Raw genomic sequence first — 18,873 nt, 5'->3', positions numbered from 1 at the left:
TTCAAAGCTTTATACCAGGGGCGCTGCGAACGCTCCTGGTTATAAACAGGTAAATATTATGGGTAAGGAAAATTTACTTCATAATGATTACCCTCCTTCCCTCTATCTTATAGTGAATTGATCGGGTAAGCACCATCACCTCCAGCAACTCCGTTATATTTTTGTATTTGGATACAGTACCCCCAAATTCATTCTTCTTCACATCATCGTCACGGTATTCCACATCAACATCGTACCAGCGGCCCACTTGTTTCATCACCTCGGTAATATTCAGATCATGGAATATAAAGAGGCCATTTTTCCAGGCCATAGTTTGCTGTATATCGGCGGGGCTTACTTTGATGGTCGCGCCGTTAACAGCATCACCCTGCTGACCTGGCGCCAACATTACTGCCGAACTGCCGCTGCTCATGCGCACCGAGCCTTCCAGCAGCGTAGTAGTTATGTTATTGTTATCTCCATAAGCGTTTATATTAAAGTGGGTACCAAACACCTGCACTTTTGTGCCGTTTGCTTGTACAATAAAAGGTTTGGTTTTATTTTTAGCTACTTCAAAATAGGCTTCACCGGTTAACTCAACCTCGCGGGTTACGCCGATAAAGGCCTGCGGAAACCTGATGGATGAAGCCGCGTTGAGCCAAACCCTTGTACCATCTTCCAGCACAACCTGGTACTGCCCGCCCCTGGGTGTAGTAATGGTATTAAACTCGGGCGTTGTGGCAGCCGTGGTATTGTTTGAATTGGTAAAATGATATACCAGCATACCATTCCCGGTTTTACTTACAGTAACACCAGGCCTGGTTGCCAGCTTGCCGTTTTGGGCATCATCAAGCACAATGCGCGAGCCATTGGCCAAGGTTAAATATGCTTTGTTGCCGCCGGGTAATATGGGCGGCTGTACTTTATTTGTCAGCTTTACAGTACCAGTTTCTTGATTTTTTTTACGCTGCATAAAAAACAGCCCTGCAAACAACACCGCCACAAAAACCGCAGCTATTTGCAACCAACGGTATTTGGTAACCTTACGTAATGGTAGTTGAACTATTTTACGATTGTTGTTTAATCGCTGCCATATGCGGGTACGCACATCTTCTTCCTTCACCAGGTCATCATCCCAGCCCTCTTCGGCCAATATCATTTCATCGCGGTATGTATCCAGCAGCTTTTTTTCGTCGGCTGTACATTGTCCGCTCATGTACTTTTCGTACAAAGCAAGGAATTCTTCTTTGGTTATCATTAGGCTACGATAGCAGGTTTATACTTTGTTAGTGTAAATTTTATATAGACACACACATCAATTTTTAATTTTTTTTCGGTTAATCATTAATTGTAGAATTATTTGGCGGGCTTTTCCTAATTTTATCCAACCAGTTGTATGTACAATTCCCCGATTAATGACGCTGAGCTGTGGCTTGCCATCCGTAATGATGACGAACAGGCTTTTGCCGTGCTTTTTGATCGGTACTGGCTACGGCTGTATAAAACGGCTCTACGTTATTTAAAAGATCGCGAGGCCAGCGAAGAAGCTGTACATGATGTGTTCCTTAATATTTGGAACAGGAGGCAGCAACTCGAGATCGAATCATTCCCTAATTTTTTATTGACGGCTATCCGGTATCAGGTTTATAACCGGATGCGGGCGGTAAAATCGCCGGTTTTTTTAACCATTTCCGGTACGGAGATCAGCGAATTGCTGGTTCAGAATGACGGTGAAAGCCGGATCAAAGACCAGGAACTGCTGTATGAATTAGGACGGTACCTGGACCAATTACCCAAGCGCTGCCAGGAAATTTTCCAGATGAGCCGCATCGATCACCTTTCGAACCAGGAAATAGCCGGTCGCCTGGGTATCTCTAAGCGAACGGTCGAAAACCAGATCACCATGGCGCTTAAACATCTGCGGGGTTGCCTTAAACATGCCTCAGTTATTATTTCTTTGTGGTATATTCTTAAAAAATAGGATTGTCGCATAGCCGACTCACCCGACCATCGCTACGCTCGGTCACCCTCTCCCCGGCATCGCCGCAAAGAGGGTAAAGACATTTCTCCTTCCGCGCGTCATTGCGAGGCACGAAGCAATCCCCAATAGGCAAGTCCGCTCTGTATAGCATAGAGATGAGATTGCTTCGTACCTCGCAATGACGTTGTTTTTTTAAGCCCCCACTTTCCGCCGCAGGCGAAGAGAGGGGGGGGCTAGCCAAGCGCAGACGGGGTGAGTCGTCGCCTGCGTTCAGTCGGGCAAATTTCCACGCCTTCTCCACCTGGTGTTTCGATAATTTTTCGTATATTTATATACCAAACAGCCCGCTTGTCTTTTCTGAGATCAGCGGGCTGTTTGGTTAAGGAGAAAAAGGGTTAAAAACAGACCCATTTTTACTCAGATCATTGATTATCAATAAATTAATACTTTTTAAACCTTTCAAAACCCATCAAAAATTTGTTAAAAAGTGTTAAAACGGCGTTAAAACTTTGTTAAAGTGACCAAAAGACGAGCGTTTTTCCCTGTTTTTGACTAAAAAAGTGTTAAAATAATAGGTTTAAAAAGTTTTGGACAGCACATAGAACCAGCCGAGATCAGTACAAGTTTTCTACAGAATCAGAGTTGAACTTTAAATCAAAAAAGAACCCATGAAAAAATTTGTATCGGTCCTGGCTTTGATGATATCAGTTGGCCTGCTCCCTCAACTGTTGCATGCGCAAACCTATGAGCTGGATAAGTCGATCCCCCTGCCCGGCGATGGTGGTTATGATTACCTGTCGATCGATAAAGTAAATAACCGTTTATATGTATCGCACGGTACGGCTGTAAACGTGATCGATCTGAAAACAGAAAAACCTGCAGGCCTGATCGGCGATCTGAAAGGCATACATGGAATCGCTATCGACAATAAAGCTAATCGCGGCTTTATCAGCGATGGTAAAGCCAACGCCGTAGTAGCATTTGACCTGAAAACACTGAAAGTTATTGCCACCATAGCCTTAACAGACGCTAATGGCCCCGATGCTATTATGTACGATCCATATTCCGACCGCGTTTTCAGCTTTAATGGCGAAAGTAATAATTCATCGGTAATTGATCCTAATTCATTGAAACAGGTTGGCACGGTTGCATTGGGCGGCGCTCCCGAATTTGCCGTAGCCGATGGTAAAGGCAAAATTTACAACAACCTAGAAGATAAAAGCAGCCTGAACATTATAGACAGCAAAACCCTCAAGGTGATCAAAAACTATCCGCTTGCCCCATGTGGTGGCCCCACAGGCTTGGCTTTGGATGCTGTTAATCAACGGGTATTTACCGTTTGCCGCGAAAATAAAGGTGTAAGCGTGGTTAATATCAATACAGGCAAAGTAGTAACCACTTTACCTATAGGCGCAGGTGTTGATGCCGTGGTTTACGATCCCGAAACCAAGCTGATCTTTTGCTCATGCGGCGATGGCGTAACTACCATTATCAAACAACTATCGGCTGATGAGTATAAGGTGATCCAGACATTACAGACCGCTTATCGTGCTAGAACAATGGCCCTTGATCCTAAAACGCATAAAATTTATTTAAGCGTTGCTGAATTTGTAAAAGGGACACGAACTGCATTACCCAACACTTTCAAAGTACTGGTTTACAAACTAAAATAGGGCACCGGAACAGATAAACTAGCAGATCAGAGGCTCCTCCTAAGGGGGCTCAGGGGACTTAATTGATTTGCTATGTTTATTTTACAAAGTTTCTACTAAATTAAGTTCTAATTTTAAAGAAAAAAGCTTGAAGTTATTGATCATAGAAGATGAGGCGGGCCTGCGGGAAAGTATTGAAGCGTACTTTACCGAGGAGGGCAATATCTGCGAAACGGCACATGATTTTTCTTCGGCCATGTCCAAGGTTAATCTGTACCGGTATGATTGTATTGTGCTGGATATTACCCTCCCTCATGGTAATGGTCTGGATATTTTAAAACACCTGAAAGCCGGGCAACAAGCTGATGGTGTTTTGATCATTTCGGCCAAAAACTCCCTGGACGACCGCCTCACGGGGCTTGATCTTGGCGCCGATGATTACCTGACCAAGCCCTTCCATCTTTCGGAATTAAGGGCCCGGGTTGCGGCTATTGTTCGCCGCAAAGCGTTTAATGGCAACAATATCCTTACCCTGCATGAGATCTTTATCGACCTCACCGCGAAAGAGGTTAAAATCAACCAGGTCCCGGTTAAGTTTACCCGTAAAGAGTATAGCTTGCTTTTATACTTTATAGCCAATAAAGGCAAAGTGGTTTCAAAAAGTGCCATTGCAGAACATCTTTGGGGCGACAGTATCGACATTGCCGACAACTTTGATTTTATTTATTCGCACATCAAAAACATCCGCAAAAAAATGGTGGAAGCAGGTGGCAAGGATTATATCCAGGCCGCCTACGGTATGGGCTACAAGTTTACTGATGCATGAAGCTCCTTGACAAATACAACCGGATCAACATCAGCGTAACCGTAGTTATCATGCTGGTTACGGGTGTTATCTATTACTTTACTATCCATGCCATCCTTACACACCAGGTTGATAAGGCCTTACTGGTAGAGGAGCGTGAGGTATTTGATTACGTACAACTTAATCATCACCTGCCCCAGGTATTCCGCACCAATCACCAGGAAATTCTTTTTAAAGCAGTTGACGGCCCGGTTAAAAGAAAATTTATTGATACCTCCTACCGGGATACCAAGGAGCAGGACCTGGAACCTGCTCGTGCTATTATCACCTCGGTAACCGTAGGCACGCAATTGTACCAGATAACCGTTATACAATCAACCGTAGAAACAGAGGATCTTATAGGTGATGTTTTCCTGATCACCATTGTACTTATTTTTATTTTGGTAATAGCATTGTTCCTATCAAACCGACTGATATTAAGGCGCATGTGGCAGCCTTTTTACACCATATTGAATCAACTCAAAGTATTTAATCTGGCCGAAGATAAAACCGTGGCTTCCGTACCTTCAACCATTGATGAGTTTACGGAACTCGATCAGGCGGTAGGCATCATGGCCACTAAAGCTAAGGACGATTATCTTAACCTGAAAGCTTTTACAGAAAACGCTGCACATGAGCTGATGACCCCCATATCGGTCATCAATTCCAAACTGGATACACTGGTACAAACCGGGCAATTCACTGATCCGCAAAGTAAACTGCTTAATGATATTTATAACACGGTTGCCCGCTTAACCCGGCTTAACAAATCAATGCTGTTACTCACCAAAATTGAGAATGGGTTGATACATGATCAGCAAACCGTTAACCTGAAAGAATTACTCAGCACCAGTTTCTCCCAATATGAGGAACTCCTGGGCAGTTTAAACATCAAACTGATAACAGAGCTTGCCGATTGTGAAGTTATGGCCAGTTTGTTACTGATGGAGGTGCTGGTAAATAACCTGATCACCAATGCCATCAGGCACAACCGGCAGGGAGGCTCTATCAACGTTGTCCTTGATCAGCATCAACTTCGCATCAGCAATACCGGAAAAGATGGCGAAATAGATATTGAGCGGGTCTTTAAGCGCTTTCAAAAATCTTCCGCCTCTGAAGGTATCGGACTTGGCCTTACCATTTGCCGGCAGATCTGTAATAATTATGGGTTCGATCTGCAATATCAGTTTAACGAAAACATCCATCAATTCACAGTAAACTTTGACGTTCCAGAATAATTCCAGAATTGATATTTAGCTTAGTAACGTCGAAAAAATGGAATTATATTCAAACTTTTAAAGATAAATTATAAAGCTTAGCTTTAAGCTATCGGTCGCTAAGCTCAACCCCATCTGAGTAACCGGTATGGGCCATCTTAACTTATGAAACATCTGCTCGTATCACTCCTATGCTTAATAATGAGTTCTTTTTGCTTCGCGCAGCAAAAAACGCTCGACGATTACTTACAGATAGCTGTAAAGAACAGTCCGCTGCTTAAGGATCTCAACAACCAAATACTCTCGGCGCAACTGGATAGCGTTCGTATAAAAGCCGGTTTAAAGCCCCAGGTAAGCGCCGGGAGTGCTGGCTTATATGCACCCGTTATTCATGGTTATGGTTATTCGCAGGCTATTACTAATGGGCAAACGCTCGACGCTTTGCTATCGGTAAATAAATCCTTCATCAGCAACGGTTACCTGAAAGCGCAATATAACGGCATAGGCCTTCAGCGCGATTCTTTACGCAATAATATCAAACTCTCTGAGCAGGATCTGCGTCGTACTATTGCCGCGCAATACATAGCCGCTTACGGGAGCCTGCAACAAGTAAAATTTAATAGAGAAGTGGTAACCCTGCTGAGCGGCGAAGAGGACCTGCTTAAAAAACTAACCCGCAACAATGTGTACCACCAAAGCGATTATCTTACTTTCCTGGTTACCTTAAAACAGGCGCAGCTGCAACTTTCGCAAGCCACATTGCAGTATAAAACAGATTTTGCCACGTTGAATTACCTCACTGGGATTACGGATACCACAGTCATTGAGTTACAAAAACCCGAATTGCAAAGGGCCATCACTGCTGACAAAACCAACAGCATATTTTTCAGACAATATGCGCTTGACAGCCTACGCTTACTCAATACCCGCAAACTGATCGACTACAGCTACAAACCCCAGATAAAGGCCTTTGCCGATGGTGGTTATAACTCTGACCTTACCGCTCTTTACTATAAACATTTTGGCGCCAGTGTTGGCTTTAGCCTTACCGTACCTATTTACGATGGTGGGCAGCGCAAGCTATCATACAAAAAGCTTTCGCTGGAAGAAGAATCGCGCAAAAATTATAAGAGTTTTTTTGCTCAGCAGTACAGCCAACAGATCATCCAACTGAACCAGCAGATAGATGGGTATGATAACCTGATAGCTGACATTAATACCCAGTTCAAATACTCTGAAACCTTAATAAAGGTGGATACCAAGCTGCTGCAAACCGGCGATCTGCGAATGGCCGATCTGATACTGGCTATCAATAATTATCTCACTATCCGTAACCTGCTTACGCAAAACACCATTAGCAGATTGCTGCTTATTAACCAACTCAACTACTGGAACCGATAATATGAAGAATTTATCATCCCCATATTTTAAATTTTTAGCCTTCGCATGTGCCTGCCTGGTATTAACCATATCGGCATGTAATCATGATACCGCTACTACCGACGAAGACGCCGCAGTAAAGTCGCAAACGCCGGTTACGGTAACCTTCATCAGCAACGGTACAATGGCCGATTCCATTACGCTGAATGCAACTTCGTCATTTATGCAAAAGAACTATGTAAAGGCCAATGCCATAGGCTATATACAAAAGGTATACATAAAACCAGGGCAATATGTAAGTGCGGGCCAATTGCTGTTTACTATTAAAACAAAAGAGGCGCAAAGCATTGGCAATACCATCAATGTGCTGGATACCACATTTAAGTTTTCTGGTGTAAACCGGATTAAGGCTTCAAGCAGCGGTTATATTACCCAACTGCTACACCAGGTTGGCGACTATGTGCAGGATGGCGAGCAATTAGCTGCCGTAAGCGATAAGGAAAGCTTCGCCTTTGTGATGCAGCTGCCTTACGAGCTTCAAAGCACTTTACGCAATAACCAGGACATTACGCTCACCTTACCTGGTGGCCGCACACTCAGCGGTCGTGTAGCGTCGGTTTTACCTTCGGTAGATACTTTGTCGCAAACACAAGGCGTAGTGATCAGGGTAAATAGTGCCGATCCGATCCCTGAAAACCTGGTGGCCAGGGCGCATATCATTAAATCGGCAAAAAACAATGTGCCCTCATTGCCAAAATCAGCTGTATTAGCTAACGAAACACAAACTGATTTCTGGGTGATGAAACTCATTAATGATACCACAGCCATCAAAGTGACTGTGCAAAAGGGCATCGAAACCAGGAGCCAGGTAGAGATCCTTTCGCCAAAGTTCAGCCCGGCTGATAAAATTGTGGTTACCGGTAATTATGGATTGGCTGATACCGCCAAAGTGAAAATTGTGAAGCCATGAAAAACCTGAACAATTTTTTCATTACCCATAAAAAGCCCATCAGCCTGCTGTTGTTCATCATACTATTAGGCGGTGGTTTTGCCTATTCGCGTTTGCAAACCTCCTTGTTCCCAGAGATCACTTTCCCCAAGATCAAGATCATAGCCGATGCCGGTTTACAGCCGGTAAACAAAATGATGATCACGGTTACCAAACCATTGGAGAATGCCGTTAAGCAGGTACCTAACCTGCAATACGTACGCAGTACCACCAGTCGAGGAAGCTGCGAAATATCAGCCTTTATGAATTGGGACGCGGATATTGACCTGAGCCAGCAACAGATCCAATCACGTATAGACCAGATCAAAAATGATCTGCCGCCTGAGGTAAATATCAGTGTCGAAAAAATGAACCCCTCCATCCTGCCGGTAAGCGGTTACACGCTGGAGAGCCATAGCAAATCGCCCATTGAGCTAAAACAGCTGGCTACTTATACCGTAAAACCGTTCCTGTCGCAGGTTGATGGCGTATCCGAGATCAGGGTTATCGGCGGTAAAACTAAAGAGTACTGGCTGGTGTTGAACACACAAAAGATGGGCTCTCTGGGGCTTACACCAGACATCATCACCAATACCCTGGCCCAAACAGGCTTTATCAAATCAGAAGGCTATTTGTCTGATTATAAAATGCTGTATCTTACCGTTACCGATGCCTCTGTGAATACCAGCCAGCAATTGGAAAACCTGGTGATCAGCAATAACCGTAAACGGGTAATACAGCTCAAAGATATAGGCAGCATACAGATCAATCCCGGCATTGAGTATACCAAAGTAAATGCCAACGGTCACGAGGGCGTCCTGATCGCCGTGATCAAACAGCCCAACGCTAATCTGATAGATTTATCTGATGCGATGACCCAAAAGGTAGCTGATCTGCAAAAGATCCTCCCGGCTGGTGTAACCATCAAACCGTACTATGTTCAGGCCGATTTCGTAAACGCCTCTATAAAAAGCGTAGGAGACAGTTTATGGATCGGGTTGGCACTTGCTATTATTGTAGCCATTATTTTTTTATGGTCGATAAAGGCCAGCGCCACTATTCTGATCACCATTCCGGTTACGCTTTGTTTAACCCTGATTGTTCTGTACGCGTTGGGTTATACCTTTAATATCATGACGCTGGGCGCCATAGCCGCCGCCATAGGCCTCATTATTGATGATGCCATAGTTGTTGTGGAGCAAATCCACCGCACGCATGAGGAGCATCCCGAAGAACCCACCTTAACGCTGCTTCAACGGGCGGTTGATTATCTTTTCCCGGCAATGGTGGGTTCATCCATCAGCACCATTGTTATTTTTATTCCGTTTGTCATGATGACAGGTGTTGCCGGCGCCTATTTTAAGGTGATGACCAACACCATGATCATTACCCTGGTCTGCTCCTTTTTTGTAACCTGGATAGGCTTACCTGTCATATATCTGCTGCTTACCCGCAACTATCAAACCAACAGTGTGCAGGTTAAAGAAGCGCACGGTGTAAAAAGACAACGCTGGGTTTCCTTTTTCATCCTGCGCCCTTATTTGAGTATCATTATGATGCTGGCACTTGCCGCGGTAATTATTTTTATACCGGCGGGCTTAAAAACAGGCTTTTTGCCAGATATGGACGAGGGTAGCATTGTACTGGATTATACTTCGCCTCCAGGCACATCGCTCGAAGAAACGGATCGCATGCTACGCGACATCGAAAAGATCATCATCAAAGAACCTGAAGTTGCCGCCTATTCGCGCAGAACGGGTACGCAAATGGGCTTTTTTATAACCGAACCCAACACCGGCGATTACCTGATCCAGCTCAAGAAAGACCACGGTAAAACTACCGAAGAGGTGATCAGCGATCTGCGGCAGAAAATTGAATCAACCCAACCTGCCCTGCGGATAGATTTTGGACAGGTGATCGGTGATATGCTGGGCGACCTGATGACATCCACACAACCTATCGAGATCAAAGTTTTTGGCGATGACCAGGTTAAATTACAACAGCTATCCAAACAAATAGCCACCGCGGTAACCAATGTAAAAGGCACAGCCGACGTGTTTGACGGTATTGTGATTGCAGGGCCATCGGTAAATATTGTACCCGATTATACCATGCTGGCACAATACAACCTCACCCCTGCCAATCTGCAAACACAGATACAATCGGCGTTACAGGGCAATGTGATCGGTAGCTTGTTCGAGAAGGAACAGCAATCGCCTATCCGTATGGTGTATCCCGGCAACCGCTCTTTGGACGTGGCCAGTCTTAAAAAGCTAACCGTCTTTTTACCCAATGGCAAGCCCTTACCTATCAGTCAGCTGGCCAGTGTAGAATTAAGAACAGGCGACGCGGAAGTACAGCGCGAAAACCTGCAGGCTATGGGCGTTATCAGCGCCCGGTTGGATAATGTGGACCTGGGTTCTGTTATGTCGGCCATCAAGAAAAATATTAACGCCATCAATCTGCCCCCGGGCTACCACGTAGAATATGGAGGAGCTTATGCCGAGCAGCAACAATCGTTCAAGGAACTGTTGATCATCCTGATCACTTCAAGTCTGCTGGTTTTTGGTGTGATCCTTTTTCTGTTCAAACAATTCCGCATCGCGCTGCTCATCCTGGTGGTGGCCGTATTGGGCATTGGTGGCAGTTTCCTGGCCTTGTGGCTAACCAGTACCCCATTAAACGTGGGCAGCTATACTGGCTTGATCATGATTGTGGGTATCATTGGCGAAAACGCCATTTTTACCTTCTGGCAGTTTAGGGAGAGTACCAAACATAACAATATCAACGAGGCTATTATTTATTCTATCTCTACCCGTTTGCGTCCCAAATTAATGACGGCTCTTGGGGCCATTATCGCCTTGCTGCCATTGGCCCTAGGCATAGGTGCCGGCGCTCAATTGCATCAACCTTTGGCCATCGCGGTTATTGGTGGTTTTCTGGCAGCATTACCGTTATTGTTGATCGTGCTGCCCAGTATGTTATGGTTGCTCTATCGTAATCATACATTTGTTCATCCATCAACAACAAAATAACAGGGGTTACATTTTTAAAGTATGGAATGATGGTTACCCGAATAATTGATTTATCCGAGACCTTTTAAAGCATTGCTAAAATACAAAAGCCCTACTTTTCAGTAAGGCTTTTGTATTTACTTGGCGGAACGGTAGGGACCGCCGCGAACGCGACTAAATATTTACTACAGGAGCCATCAGATTTCCTATTGTGATAAGGCTTCCTCTAAAATCGAGTGCTCCAAATCCGCAACCCAAATGGGTACTTTAATTGGGCATCGTGGTTTCTGTAACAAAGCTTTCCTTGTAAGTATTACATCCCTAATTTTGCCCCTGCTTCTAAATATGAGTTCTCCTTCAATAATAAAGATACCCTATTCTATAAATCTTTATCAAAATATCGTTTGTTCTGTGTCAGAACGACAGACTGCTTCAAGATCGCTTATTTGCTGCTATTAGTCAATTTAAAAAAGCTACGGCTTATCCTTTGAATGATGGTGGCATCCTGTGTAATGATCTCCGCATCTGCCGCCATACCCTGTTTAAGGCGAATGGGCTCCTTCATATCAGATGTATTTCTTATTTTAAAATCAACTTTAGCAACAAAAATACTGTCCTTGTAAGGAACATCTGCAATATAACTGATCCTCCCCCTGATCATACCATATTCTTCAAAAGGATAACTTTTAAGCTTTAACAATACCTCCTGTCCTTCTTTAACTTTACCCATATTATCCTGAGGAATAGCCATTTGCCCAAAAAACGCATCATTTCCCGGATTTATGTAAAAAACCTCCTGACCAGAGTTGAGAACCTGATTTTCCTGAATAATACCAGCGTATGATAGTTTGCCAGATTGTGCTGCTGTTAAAATATACTTACTTTCCCAGTCTTCCCCCTGACTGATCAAACTGTTAAGCGCCTGCAGGAACTTAGCCTTTTCTTCCCTGATCTGATTATCCAGTTCCAATATATCTTTTTGTTTTGCGGTATAATTATTATTCGCAGTGATCAAGGCCGACTCCGTTTGTACCAATGGTGATTTCTGAGCAAGGTATTTACTTTCTTGCTGCCTAAGTTCCGCAGGGGTTTCCACTCTCTCTTTTTCTAGCTTTTTATGCATTTGGTAATCATCATCAGCAATTCGGAAACTGCGCCGCTGAATTTGTTTTTGCTGGTTTAACTGCTCTATTTGTTTAGTAACATCCAAAAGATCGTTTTGAAGGAATATTCGCTTTTTTAAAAAAAAACCATCATTCACGGCCGATTTATAATTTAAATACTCCTGGTAAAAAATCTGATAGGCCGACTGCAATTCTCCTAACCGAATATTGTCAGATTGCAAAAAAAGCCCTTGACTAGCCGACCTGTTTTCAACAACCTGGGATTGTAATTCCTTTAAATTCGACACCAAACTCTTGATTTTAGCATGATCGCCCGTACTTTCCATATAGGCTAAAGCCTGCCCGGCAACAACGTTGGCGTTTTCTTTTACTAATAGTCGAAGCAGTTTACCTGACACTTTGGAGACCACGGGCTTTGGGGAATTTGGCGACTCTATTTTAAGCTGTGCATTAACAATTTCCGGGTATTTTATAAAGGCTGACAAGGAAACCATCAGCAGTAAGATACCAAAAAAAAGGGTGATACCCCAACGCAATATCCAAGATGGTACAGTCGTAATAATATCCTGCATATCATCACTATGCCTGGCTTGGTCATTGTTATTTGCGTATGTGGTTGGCATATTTTTAATTTTTAGTATGGCATATTTTTAATTTACTACTCGGTTCCTTGATCAATAAACCAGGTTTTCACTAAGTCCCCAATTCCAATTGATTTTTAACTAACCTGTAATAATCTCCCCGCAAAGCTGTTAATTGATGATGAGTCCCTTGTTCAATGATACGCCCTTTATCCAAAACAATAATATTATCGGCATTACTTACGGTGCTTAACCTGTGCGCCACAATGATAACTGTACGTCCTTCAAAAAACTTATGCAGATTATCCATAATCACTCTTTCATTATTAGAATCTAATGCGTTAGTGGCTTCATCAAAAAATATATAGTGCGGATCTTTGTAAACAGCACGTGCAATCAGCATCCGTTGACGTTGTCCCTGACTAATACCGTTTCCTTCCGAACCTATTTTGGTATTCAAACCTAACGGAAGACTATCAATAAAATCCTGAATATTTGCTATTTCTATAGCATGCCTTAACTTAGCTTTATCCGGATAATCATCACCAACAGCAATATTACGTTCTATGGTATCAGAAAAAATAAAGCCGTCCTGCATAACTACACCACAACCGCTGCGCCATGTTTTAAAAGCAATATTATTTATTTGTTGCCCTCCAACTCTAATATCTCCGTTTTGAGGTTCATAAAAGCGAAGAAGCAGCTTTAGTATGGTTGTTTTTCCGCTTCCACTCATACCCACAATAGCTGTAGTTTTACCTTGAGGAATAAACATGTTTATGTTTTCTAACACAGGTTCATTTCCTGCGCCTGGATAACGGAACGTAAGATTACTGATAGATAAACTTTTGTTTTCGGGCAGGGAATGGTTCCACTCCTTGTCTATAGGTTCCTCGTCCTCCATCTGGTGAATTTCGTTCAACCGTTCCAGACTGATCTTGGCATCCTGAAAGCCCTGAATAAAACCCAACAACTGCTCAATGGGGCTACTTATCTGTCCCACAATGTATTGCACAGCAACCATAGCACCAAGGGTTAGGTTTCCATTAATTACCGCTTGAGCGCTTAAAAAAGTGATTAGTAAGTTTTTGCCTTCATTAATAAAAGTTGCCCCACCTTGCTGATATTGATTAAGCGCCAGTGTTTTTACGCTGAATTTAAATAGCCGGGCCTGGATATGCTCCCATTCCCAACGTTTCTGCTGCTCACAGTTGTTTAGTTTAATTTCCTGCATACCATTTATCAGCTGCACTATGCTGCTTTGGTTTTTGGCGGAAATTTCAAAACTTTTGTAATTAAGCGCTCTACGCCGCTTTAAAAAAATCACAATCCATGCAGTGTATATAAAGCTACTGGCAGCAAATACAAAAAATATACTTGCATTGTAATAAGCCAGTACTATCGAAAAAACAAGCAAATTAAACATGGAAAACAGCGTGCTTAAGGTAGATCCGGTTAAGAAACTTTCAATCCTTTTTTGGTCGCTCATCCGTTGCAGGATATCCCCCGTCATTTTGGTATCAAAAAAACTCATAGGTAGCTTCATGAGTTTGATCAAAAAATCGGTAAGTATAGAAACGTTAACCCGTGTACTGATATGCAGCAGTATCCAGGAACGAATAAAATCAACACTAACACGACCTATGATAAGGGCTGATTGCGCAAAAAGTATGATGTAAATAAAATTGAGGTTACGGGTGTTGATCCCTATATCAACAATAGATTGTGTTAAAAACGGAGTAACAAGCTGTAATAAACTGCCAATACCCAGGCCAAATAACAGCTGGATAACTAATTTGCGGTAAGTAATGAGATATCGCAGCAGGAATGACCACCGAACTTCACTGCCTTTTTCATCCTCCTGCTCATAAAATTGCGGTGTCGGTGCTAATAATAAAACAACACCCCTTGTTCGGTCTTCATTGTTGAGCCAATTACGGTTAAAATCAGTTTCATTAAGTATGATTAAGCCGTTTGCGGGATCGGCTATGTAATATTTATTCTTTTTTATTCTATAAAGTACCACGAAGTGATTTTGTTGCCAATGCAAAATACAGGGTAAATCAGCGCTTTTTAACTGTTCAATACTAAGCAAAACTCCGAGAGAACGAAATCCGATTTTTTCCGAAGCGTTGCTTATTCCCTGTAGGTTTACGCCATCCTTATTGATCTCACAAAGTTGCCTTAATGTTTGTATTTTATAGTTTCGACCAAAAAATTTGGCAATCATGCGTAAACAAGTTGGGCCGCAGTCCATTTGATCGGGCTGTTGATAAAAAGGGAATCTCATTTATTATTAACTTTCTGTAATAATTAATCACTTCACTGGTTAAAGGTATTGTATTAGTTTTTATTTTTTGCTTGAAAAATAAAAACTAATATACCGGCCTTAATTTAAATTATATATTGTATATATTTATCCTAAACCAAATATTATTTTATGAAAGTATTAGAACCACTTAATGACGAAAAATTTGCACAATTTGAAGAAAGCGCACTAAATGACATGAAACAGTTTACTGGAGGCTTAAAACCTGTATCAACCTATTCAACTTCTGGTTTAGGTTGTCCCTCCGATAGCCATGACCCGGCTACGGATACATCAACTTCAGTTGATTGGACAACCGGCTCTTGTTAAGTTAACATAAGTAAACGATTATAATCAGGTTAATAAGATTAAATATATTATTGCTACCTATGAATAGGTCACATTACGGGCAATCCTGAAAATAAAAAAATATTTTTGTTTTATTTTGAATTATATGCTGTATATAATATATTTACCATAAACCAAATATTATTTTATGAAAGTATTAGAATCACTGAATGACGAAAAATTTGCACAATTTGAAGAAAGTGCACTAAATGACATGAAACAGTTTGTTGGAGGCTTAAAAGCAGTAGCAACCTATGCTACTTCTGGTGCAGGATGCATTCCGTCAGGTACCGCTTCTGATAGTCATAACCCAGCTACAGATACATCAACTTCAGTTGATTGGACAAACGTGTCTTGCTAATTTATCTCCATTAAACAGGCACGATTTTTAAGATTGTGCCTGTTTACTTAAACAAATGCAACCAGATGAGTACCTGTAGTTATTGGCTGAATTTTCAAACATCGGTTCTCTCGGATCAAAACAGCAATAACGCATCTCACAATTCCTGCATCCTTCTATAAGATCTTTCCCTATCTTCCAAAAACTCATATAATCCGTTGTTGTAAACACTTCATTTAAGTCACATTGACCTAATACGCCATATGATTTTGAGTTATCAAGATTTTTTACAATATTACCGGTTGCATTTATTACTAATTTTTTATTGTAAAATAAATTAGCTTTTTGAGCTTCTAAAAAGGAGCTAATATTGACACTAAAATTTTGAAAATCTACCGTAGAAACAAGTAGCTCCTTATAGTTTAATTTACTGTAAATAACCCGGGCACCAGTAGTTTCGTGACTGAAGCTTTGATAATCCTGGGCTTCATAAACAACTAAATAATTTATCCTTTTTTGTTCGCTAAGAAAATTTTGCCAATATTCGGCAGTTACTACAGCAGCGTTTTTTGCAACTAGTTGAATTGACGTGATATGTGAGTTATTCCATATGTTTTTCAAATTATCCAGATCAGCAATTTCCAGTTCTTCAATTAATCTTACCTGCAAATTTTGACAGCCGACTTTTTCTAATTCAGACAAAATCACTTCCCAATTGGTGTTAATTCCCGCTTCAATAAGGCAATTAGATATCACCCTTGGGGTAATAAAACTACCAGACATATCTGTGAAATTATTTACTATTGCCTGGTCAACAAACATGATAATATCATGCTTTGTTAAAAACCGAAAATATTCATCAATGACATTCCATTGCGACGGGTCAAAGTCTTTTTTTACATGAGATATAGTAGATTTATTGTACTCGATTAATATATCACATAAACCGTTAGGAGCAAAGTGAATATCTCTTCTCTCCAAATCATAGATGGCGCCTCGGTGCGCCCCCTTAACAACCTTGCAGTTATTGAATAAAACAAAGGAGGGTTCTTTTTGATCCATTAACTTTCTTTTACTTTTAAAGGTGAAATGCACTTATAAAAAGGCACTACGTATTTTATACCGTTATAGTAGTTTCTCTGTTTTATAATGTTCAACGTTGTATTATTGGGCTGTACATGCAGCTCCCAGTAGATTTGATTAAACGGAAGTTTTTTTTTCATTCGTTATAATGTAATCTGCAATAACTTTTTCGATATCATAATTGGTATTTTTTGAGATTTGTCCAAATTGTCCAACAGGATTTATTTCTAAAAAAACATATCTGTTTGTTGGGGTTAAAATCATGTCAATTGAACCGCTTGTGAGTCTTAATTGCTGGTTTAACCATAACAGCTTATTTTTTATTATGTCTGGCAACTGGAATGTTGTAATCCTGTTAGGCTTTGCGTAGTTATAATTCCGATAATCTGTTGCTGTCTTTTCGTCAAGTTGAGATGCGATTGCAGCAGTATAAAACCGTTCTTTCAAAAAGAAAATCCTTAACTCCACAGCCTTCGGTTCATAACCTTGAAACAAGGTGTAAAAAAAATCCGGATCAGCAGCTGCTATTTCTTCGTCTTTAATTTTTGTAGCTAAAAAGGATGTTTGGTAATCGCCTTTATTCGAGCTGATATTATTATCAATGGATTTGGTTATCAGCTCCGCTGTTTGTTCCCGAAATAAGGTTAGTTGTAACTTATTTTCGGTTACCATGGTTTGAGGTATATCCAGCCCGGCTTCCGCTGCTTTATCCAGCACTATTAGCTTATTGATATTATTATCGTAAAAATTCCCTAAAGAGGGTATTTTGTGAACAAGATAATAATGGATGTATTCTTTAAGTTTTTGTTCTTCACTCTTGAGATAATCCATATAGTTAATATCCTTATCGAGCTGAATATTAATATCTCCCCGCCGGTACCAAAAAAAACTGACTGATCTTAAATTAAAGGTTGATTGAGTAGAATGATTATATAAAATAATATCCTGTTCATTGTTATTTATACTGAGGGATTTTATAACCAAGTGATCATTAGTATTAATTCTAAGATACTTTCTTTTATAAAATTTTAGCCAATCTATCACATGGTTGGTTGATTCATCAGCAATATCGGAACATATCAATATCATATTTTACTGTTTGAAATATTCCAGGGGAAGAACAAAACCAGCTTCAAGTGCCTTTAATGGGGGTAAATAAATTTCTCGTCGCCTCGAATCAACTTCTGAAATTTTATAAATAGGTGTAATCACCCGCTTTCCGTTAGTTGGGGTAAACTCCCAATAAGTGCCATAGGTTTGCAGTTTTGTTTTGGCAAACTGATACTTATCAATAAGTAACGCATAATAAATCGAAGAAAAATTATCTTTTAAAACTTGAGCTTTCATTAAGGGCCCGAGCAAAGCCATTTCATGATCATCATCTACCCCGTTAATTGTTAAATGTAATACGAGTAAAAAAAAATTAGCAACCCCATCAATACCAACTTCTTTATAGCCTGGCAAACCAATTCGTGAAATAATTACTTTTAACTCTGCGGCGTTCACTGAATCAACTCTGTTGATAATAGAATCAACCCGGGGCCTACTAATCGCCCCAACCAAGTCTCTGGCCACCTGGTCACGTTCAACCATTTGAGCTAACTCCAGTCTTTCATCCGGAAATAGCAAACGTGCATTATATATTCGTCTGTTTTTAACATACTTTGCCTGAAATTGGTGGCTGGCAAGATAGGCTTTAATAATGGTGTCTGCTGCCAACTGATCGCTATCTATTCCAGCTGAAATTGCCTGTTCCAGATAATTCTCTGCCATGCCAAAATCTTTGAGCTGTATGTGTATCCTGGCAAGATCTTTGGATGTATAAGCTTTTTCATTTAAAATACCCAATGCTAGTTTAAGACTGTCTTTGGCTTGCTGTAATTCGCCTTTTTTTATCAAATTATCGGCGGAGTATGTCAGCTTGTATCCCCTGTAAAAGCTTTGTCCATAGGTACAGTTGAACATCAAAACTGATAATACTAAACATAAAATATACTTCATAAAACTATTTATTACATACACAATAACAATATT

At 41.2% G+C, this 18,873-nt stretch carries 15 protein-coding genes; 9 read left to right on the top strand and 6 right to left on the bottom strand.

The genetic code is table 11. The features are described 5' to 3' along the window. Positions 1-73: 73 nt before the first annotated feature. Complete coding sequence (locus tag BLR84_RS24130) at positions 74-1,237, bottom strand: FecR family protein (RefSeq protein WP_090472824.1); 1,164 nt, start codon at positions 1,235-1,237, stop codon at positions 74-76. Between the two features lie 138 nt (positions 1,238-1,375). Here BLR84_RS24130 and BLR84_RS24125 point away from each other — a divergent pair, with 138 nt between their 5' ends. From BLR84_RS24125 to BLR84_RS24095, 7 genes are all read left to right on the top strand, one after another. After that, a complete protein-coding gene (locus BLR84_RS24125; protein WP_090472823.1) occupies positions 1,376-1,960 on the top strand; it encodes an RNA polymerase sigma factor in 585 nt (194 codons plus the stop codon). Between the two features lie 668 nt (positions 1,961-2,628). Next, entirely contained in the window at positions 2,629-3,633 is a 1,005-nt protein-coding gene (locus BLR84_RS24120) for a YncE family protein (RefSeq protein ID WP_090472822.1), read from the top strand. Positions 3,634-3,760: 127 nt separating this feature from the next. Beyond that, on the top strand, positions 3,761-4,438 hold the full coding sequence (locus BLR84_RS24115) for a response regulator transcription factor (protein WP_090472821.1): 678 nt from the start codon (positions 3,761-3,763) through the stop codon (positions 4,436-4,438). Further along, on the top strand, positions 4,435-5,694 hold the full coding sequence (locus BLR84_RS24110) for a sensor histidine kinase (protein WP_090472820.1): 1,260 nt from the start codon (positions 4,435-4,437) through the stop codon (positions 5,692-5,694). Before BLR84_RS24115 ends, BLR84_RS24110 begins: the two co-directional genes overlap by 4 nt. Before the next feature lie 180 nt (positions 5,695-5,874). Next, a complete protein-coding gene (locus tag BLR84_RS24105; protein WP_176852144.1) occupies positions 5,875-7,074 on the top strand; it encodes a TolC family protein in 1,200 nt (399 codons plus the stop codon). A 1-nt stretch (position 7,075) separates the two neighbouring features. Continuing rightward, the gene (locus tag BLR84_RS24100) at positions 7,076-8,023 is read left to right on the top strand and encodes an efflux RND transporter periplasmic adaptor subunit (protein ID WP_090472818.1); all 948 of its coding nucleotides are present in this window, start codon (positions 7,076-7,078) and stop codon (positions 8,021-8,023) included. Continuing rightward, entirely contained in the window at positions 8,020-11,076 is a 3,057-nt protein-coding gene (locus tag BLR84_RS24095) for an efflux RND transporter permease subunit (protein WP_176852143.1), read from the top strand. The genes BLR84_RS24100 and BLR84_RS24095 overlap by 4 nt, the downstream gene beginning before the upstream one ends. A gap of 421 nt (positions 11,077-11,497) precedes the next feature. Here the strand turns inward: BLR84_RS24095 and BLR84_RS24090 are convergent, their stop codons facing one another. Both BLR84_RS24090 and BLR84_RS24085 read right to left on the bottom strand, forming a co-directional pair. After that, a complete protein-coding gene (locus BLR84_RS24090) occupies positions 11,498-12,802 on the bottom strand; it encodes an HlyD family secretion protein (RefSeq protein WP_090472817.1) in 1,305 nt (434 codons plus the stop codon). Between the two features lie 70 nt (positions 12,803-12,872). Next, positions 12,873-15,050 (bottom strand): peptidase domain-containing ABC transporter, encoded by a 2,178-nt coding sequence (locus BLR84_RS24085; protein WP_090472816.1) that lies wholly within the window; start codon positions 15,048-15,050, stop codon positions 12,873-12,875. Positions 15,051-15,200: 150 nt separating this feature from the next. Between BLR84_RS24085 and BLR84_RS24080 the strand changes: the two genes are divergently transcribed. Next, positions 15,201-15,398: a hypothetical protein gene (locus tag BLR84_RS24080; RefSeq protein ID WP_090472815.1), complete on the top strand. Its 198-nt coding sequence runs from the start codon at positions 15,201-15,203 to the stop codon at positions 15,396-15,398. 166 nt (positions 15,399-15,564) lie between these two features. Beyond that, positions 15,565-15,777 carry a hypothetical protein gene (locus BLR84_RS24075; protein ID WP_090472814.1) on the top strand — a complete coding sequence of 71 codons (213 nt, stop codon included), beginning with the start codon at positions 15,565-15,567 and terminating at the stop codon, positions 15,775-15,777. A 27-nt stretch (positions 15,778-15,804) separates the two neighbouring features. Here BLR84_RS24075 and BLR84_RS24070 read toward each other — a convergent pair whose 3' ends face one another. From BLR84_RS24070 to BLR84_RS24060, 3 genes are all read right to left on the bottom strand, one after another. Beyond that, complete coding sequence (locus BLR84_RS24070) at positions 15,805-16,818, bottom strand: FHA domain-containing protein (protein WP_090472813.1); 1,014 nt, start codon at positions 16,816-16,818, stop codon at positions 15,805-15,807. 138 nt (positions 16,819-16,956) lie between these two features. Beyond that, complete coding sequence (gene gwsG / locus BLR84_RS24065; protein ID WP_090472812.1) at positions 16,957-17,928, bottom strand: grasp-with-spasm system ATP-grasp peptide maturase; 972 nt, start codon at positions 17,926-17,928, stop codon at positions 16,957-16,959. Between the two features lie 3 nt (positions 17,929-17,931). Continuing rightward, a complete protein-coding gene (locus BLR84_RS24060; RefSeq protein ID WP_143013985.1) occupies positions 17,932-18,840 on the bottom strand; it encodes a DUF6624 domain-containing protein in 909 nt (302 codons plus the stop codon). Positions 18,841-18,873 lie beyond the last annotated feature (33 nt).

The organism is Mucilaginibacter sp. OK268, assembly GCF_900103125.1.
GTDB lineage: Bacteria > Bacteroidota > Bacteroidia > Sphingobacteriales > Sphingobacteriaceae > Mucilaginibacter.
This window is presented reverse-complemented; position numbering and strand designations above follow the sequence as displayed.

Bases quoted from the DNA above. Each gene is read 5' to 3' on its own strand.
- BLR84_RS24130 (WP_090472824.1), bottom strand. From the start codon at position 1,237: ATGATAACCAAAGAAGAATTCCTTGCTTTGTACGAAAAGTACATGAGC.
- BLR84_RS24125 (WP_090472823.1), top strand. From the start codon at position 1,376: ATGTACAATTCCCCGATTAATGACGCTGAGCTGTGGCTTGCCATCCGT.
- BLR84_RS24120 (WP_090472822.1), top strand. From the start codon at position 2,629: ATGAAAAAATTTGTATCGGTCCTGGCTTTGATGATATCAGTTGGCCTG.
- BLR84_RS24110 (WP_090472820.1), top strand. From the start codon at position 4,435: ATGAAGCTCCTTGACAAATACAACCGGATCAACATCAGCGTAACCGTA.
- BLR84_RS24105 (WP_176852144.1), top strand. From the start codon at position 5,875: ATGAGTTCTTTTTGCTTCGCGCAGCAAAAAACGCTCGACGATTACTTA.
- BLR84_RS24100 (WP_090472818.1), top strand. From the start codon at position 7,076: ATGAAGAATTTATCATCCCCATATTTTAAATTTTTAGCCTTCGCATGT.
- BLR84_RS24095 (WP_176852143.1), top strand. From the start codon at position 8,020: ATGAAAAACCTGAACAATTTTTTCATTACCCATAAAAAGCCCATCAGC.
- BLR84_RS24090 (WP_090472817.1), bottom strand. From the start codon at position 12,802: ATGCCAACCACATACGCAAATAACAATGACCAAGCCAGGCATAGTGAT.
- BLR84_RS24085 (WP_090472816.1), bottom strand. From the start codon at position 15,050: ATGAGATTCCCTTTTTATCAACAGCCCGATCAAATGGACTGCGGCCCA.
- BLR84_RS24080 (WP_090472815.1), top strand. From the start codon at position 15,201: ATGAAAGTATTAGAACCACTTAATGACGAAAAATTTGCACAATTTGAA.
- BLR84_RS24075 (WP_090472814.1), top strand. From the start codon at position 15,565: ATGAAAGTATTAGAATCACTGAATGACGAAAAATTTGCACAATTTGAA.
- BLR84_RS24070 (WP_090472813.1), bottom strand. From the start codon at position 16,818: ATGGATCAAAAAGAACCCTCCTTTGTTTTATTCAATAACTGCAAGGTT.
- gwsG (WP_090472812.1), bottom strand. From the start codon at position 17,928: ATGATATTGATATGTTCCGATATTGCTGATGAATCAACCAACCATGTG.
- BLR84_RS24060 (WP_143013985.1), bottom strand. From the start codon at position 18,840: ATGAAGTATATTTTATGTTTAGTATTATCAGTTTTGATGTTCAACTGT.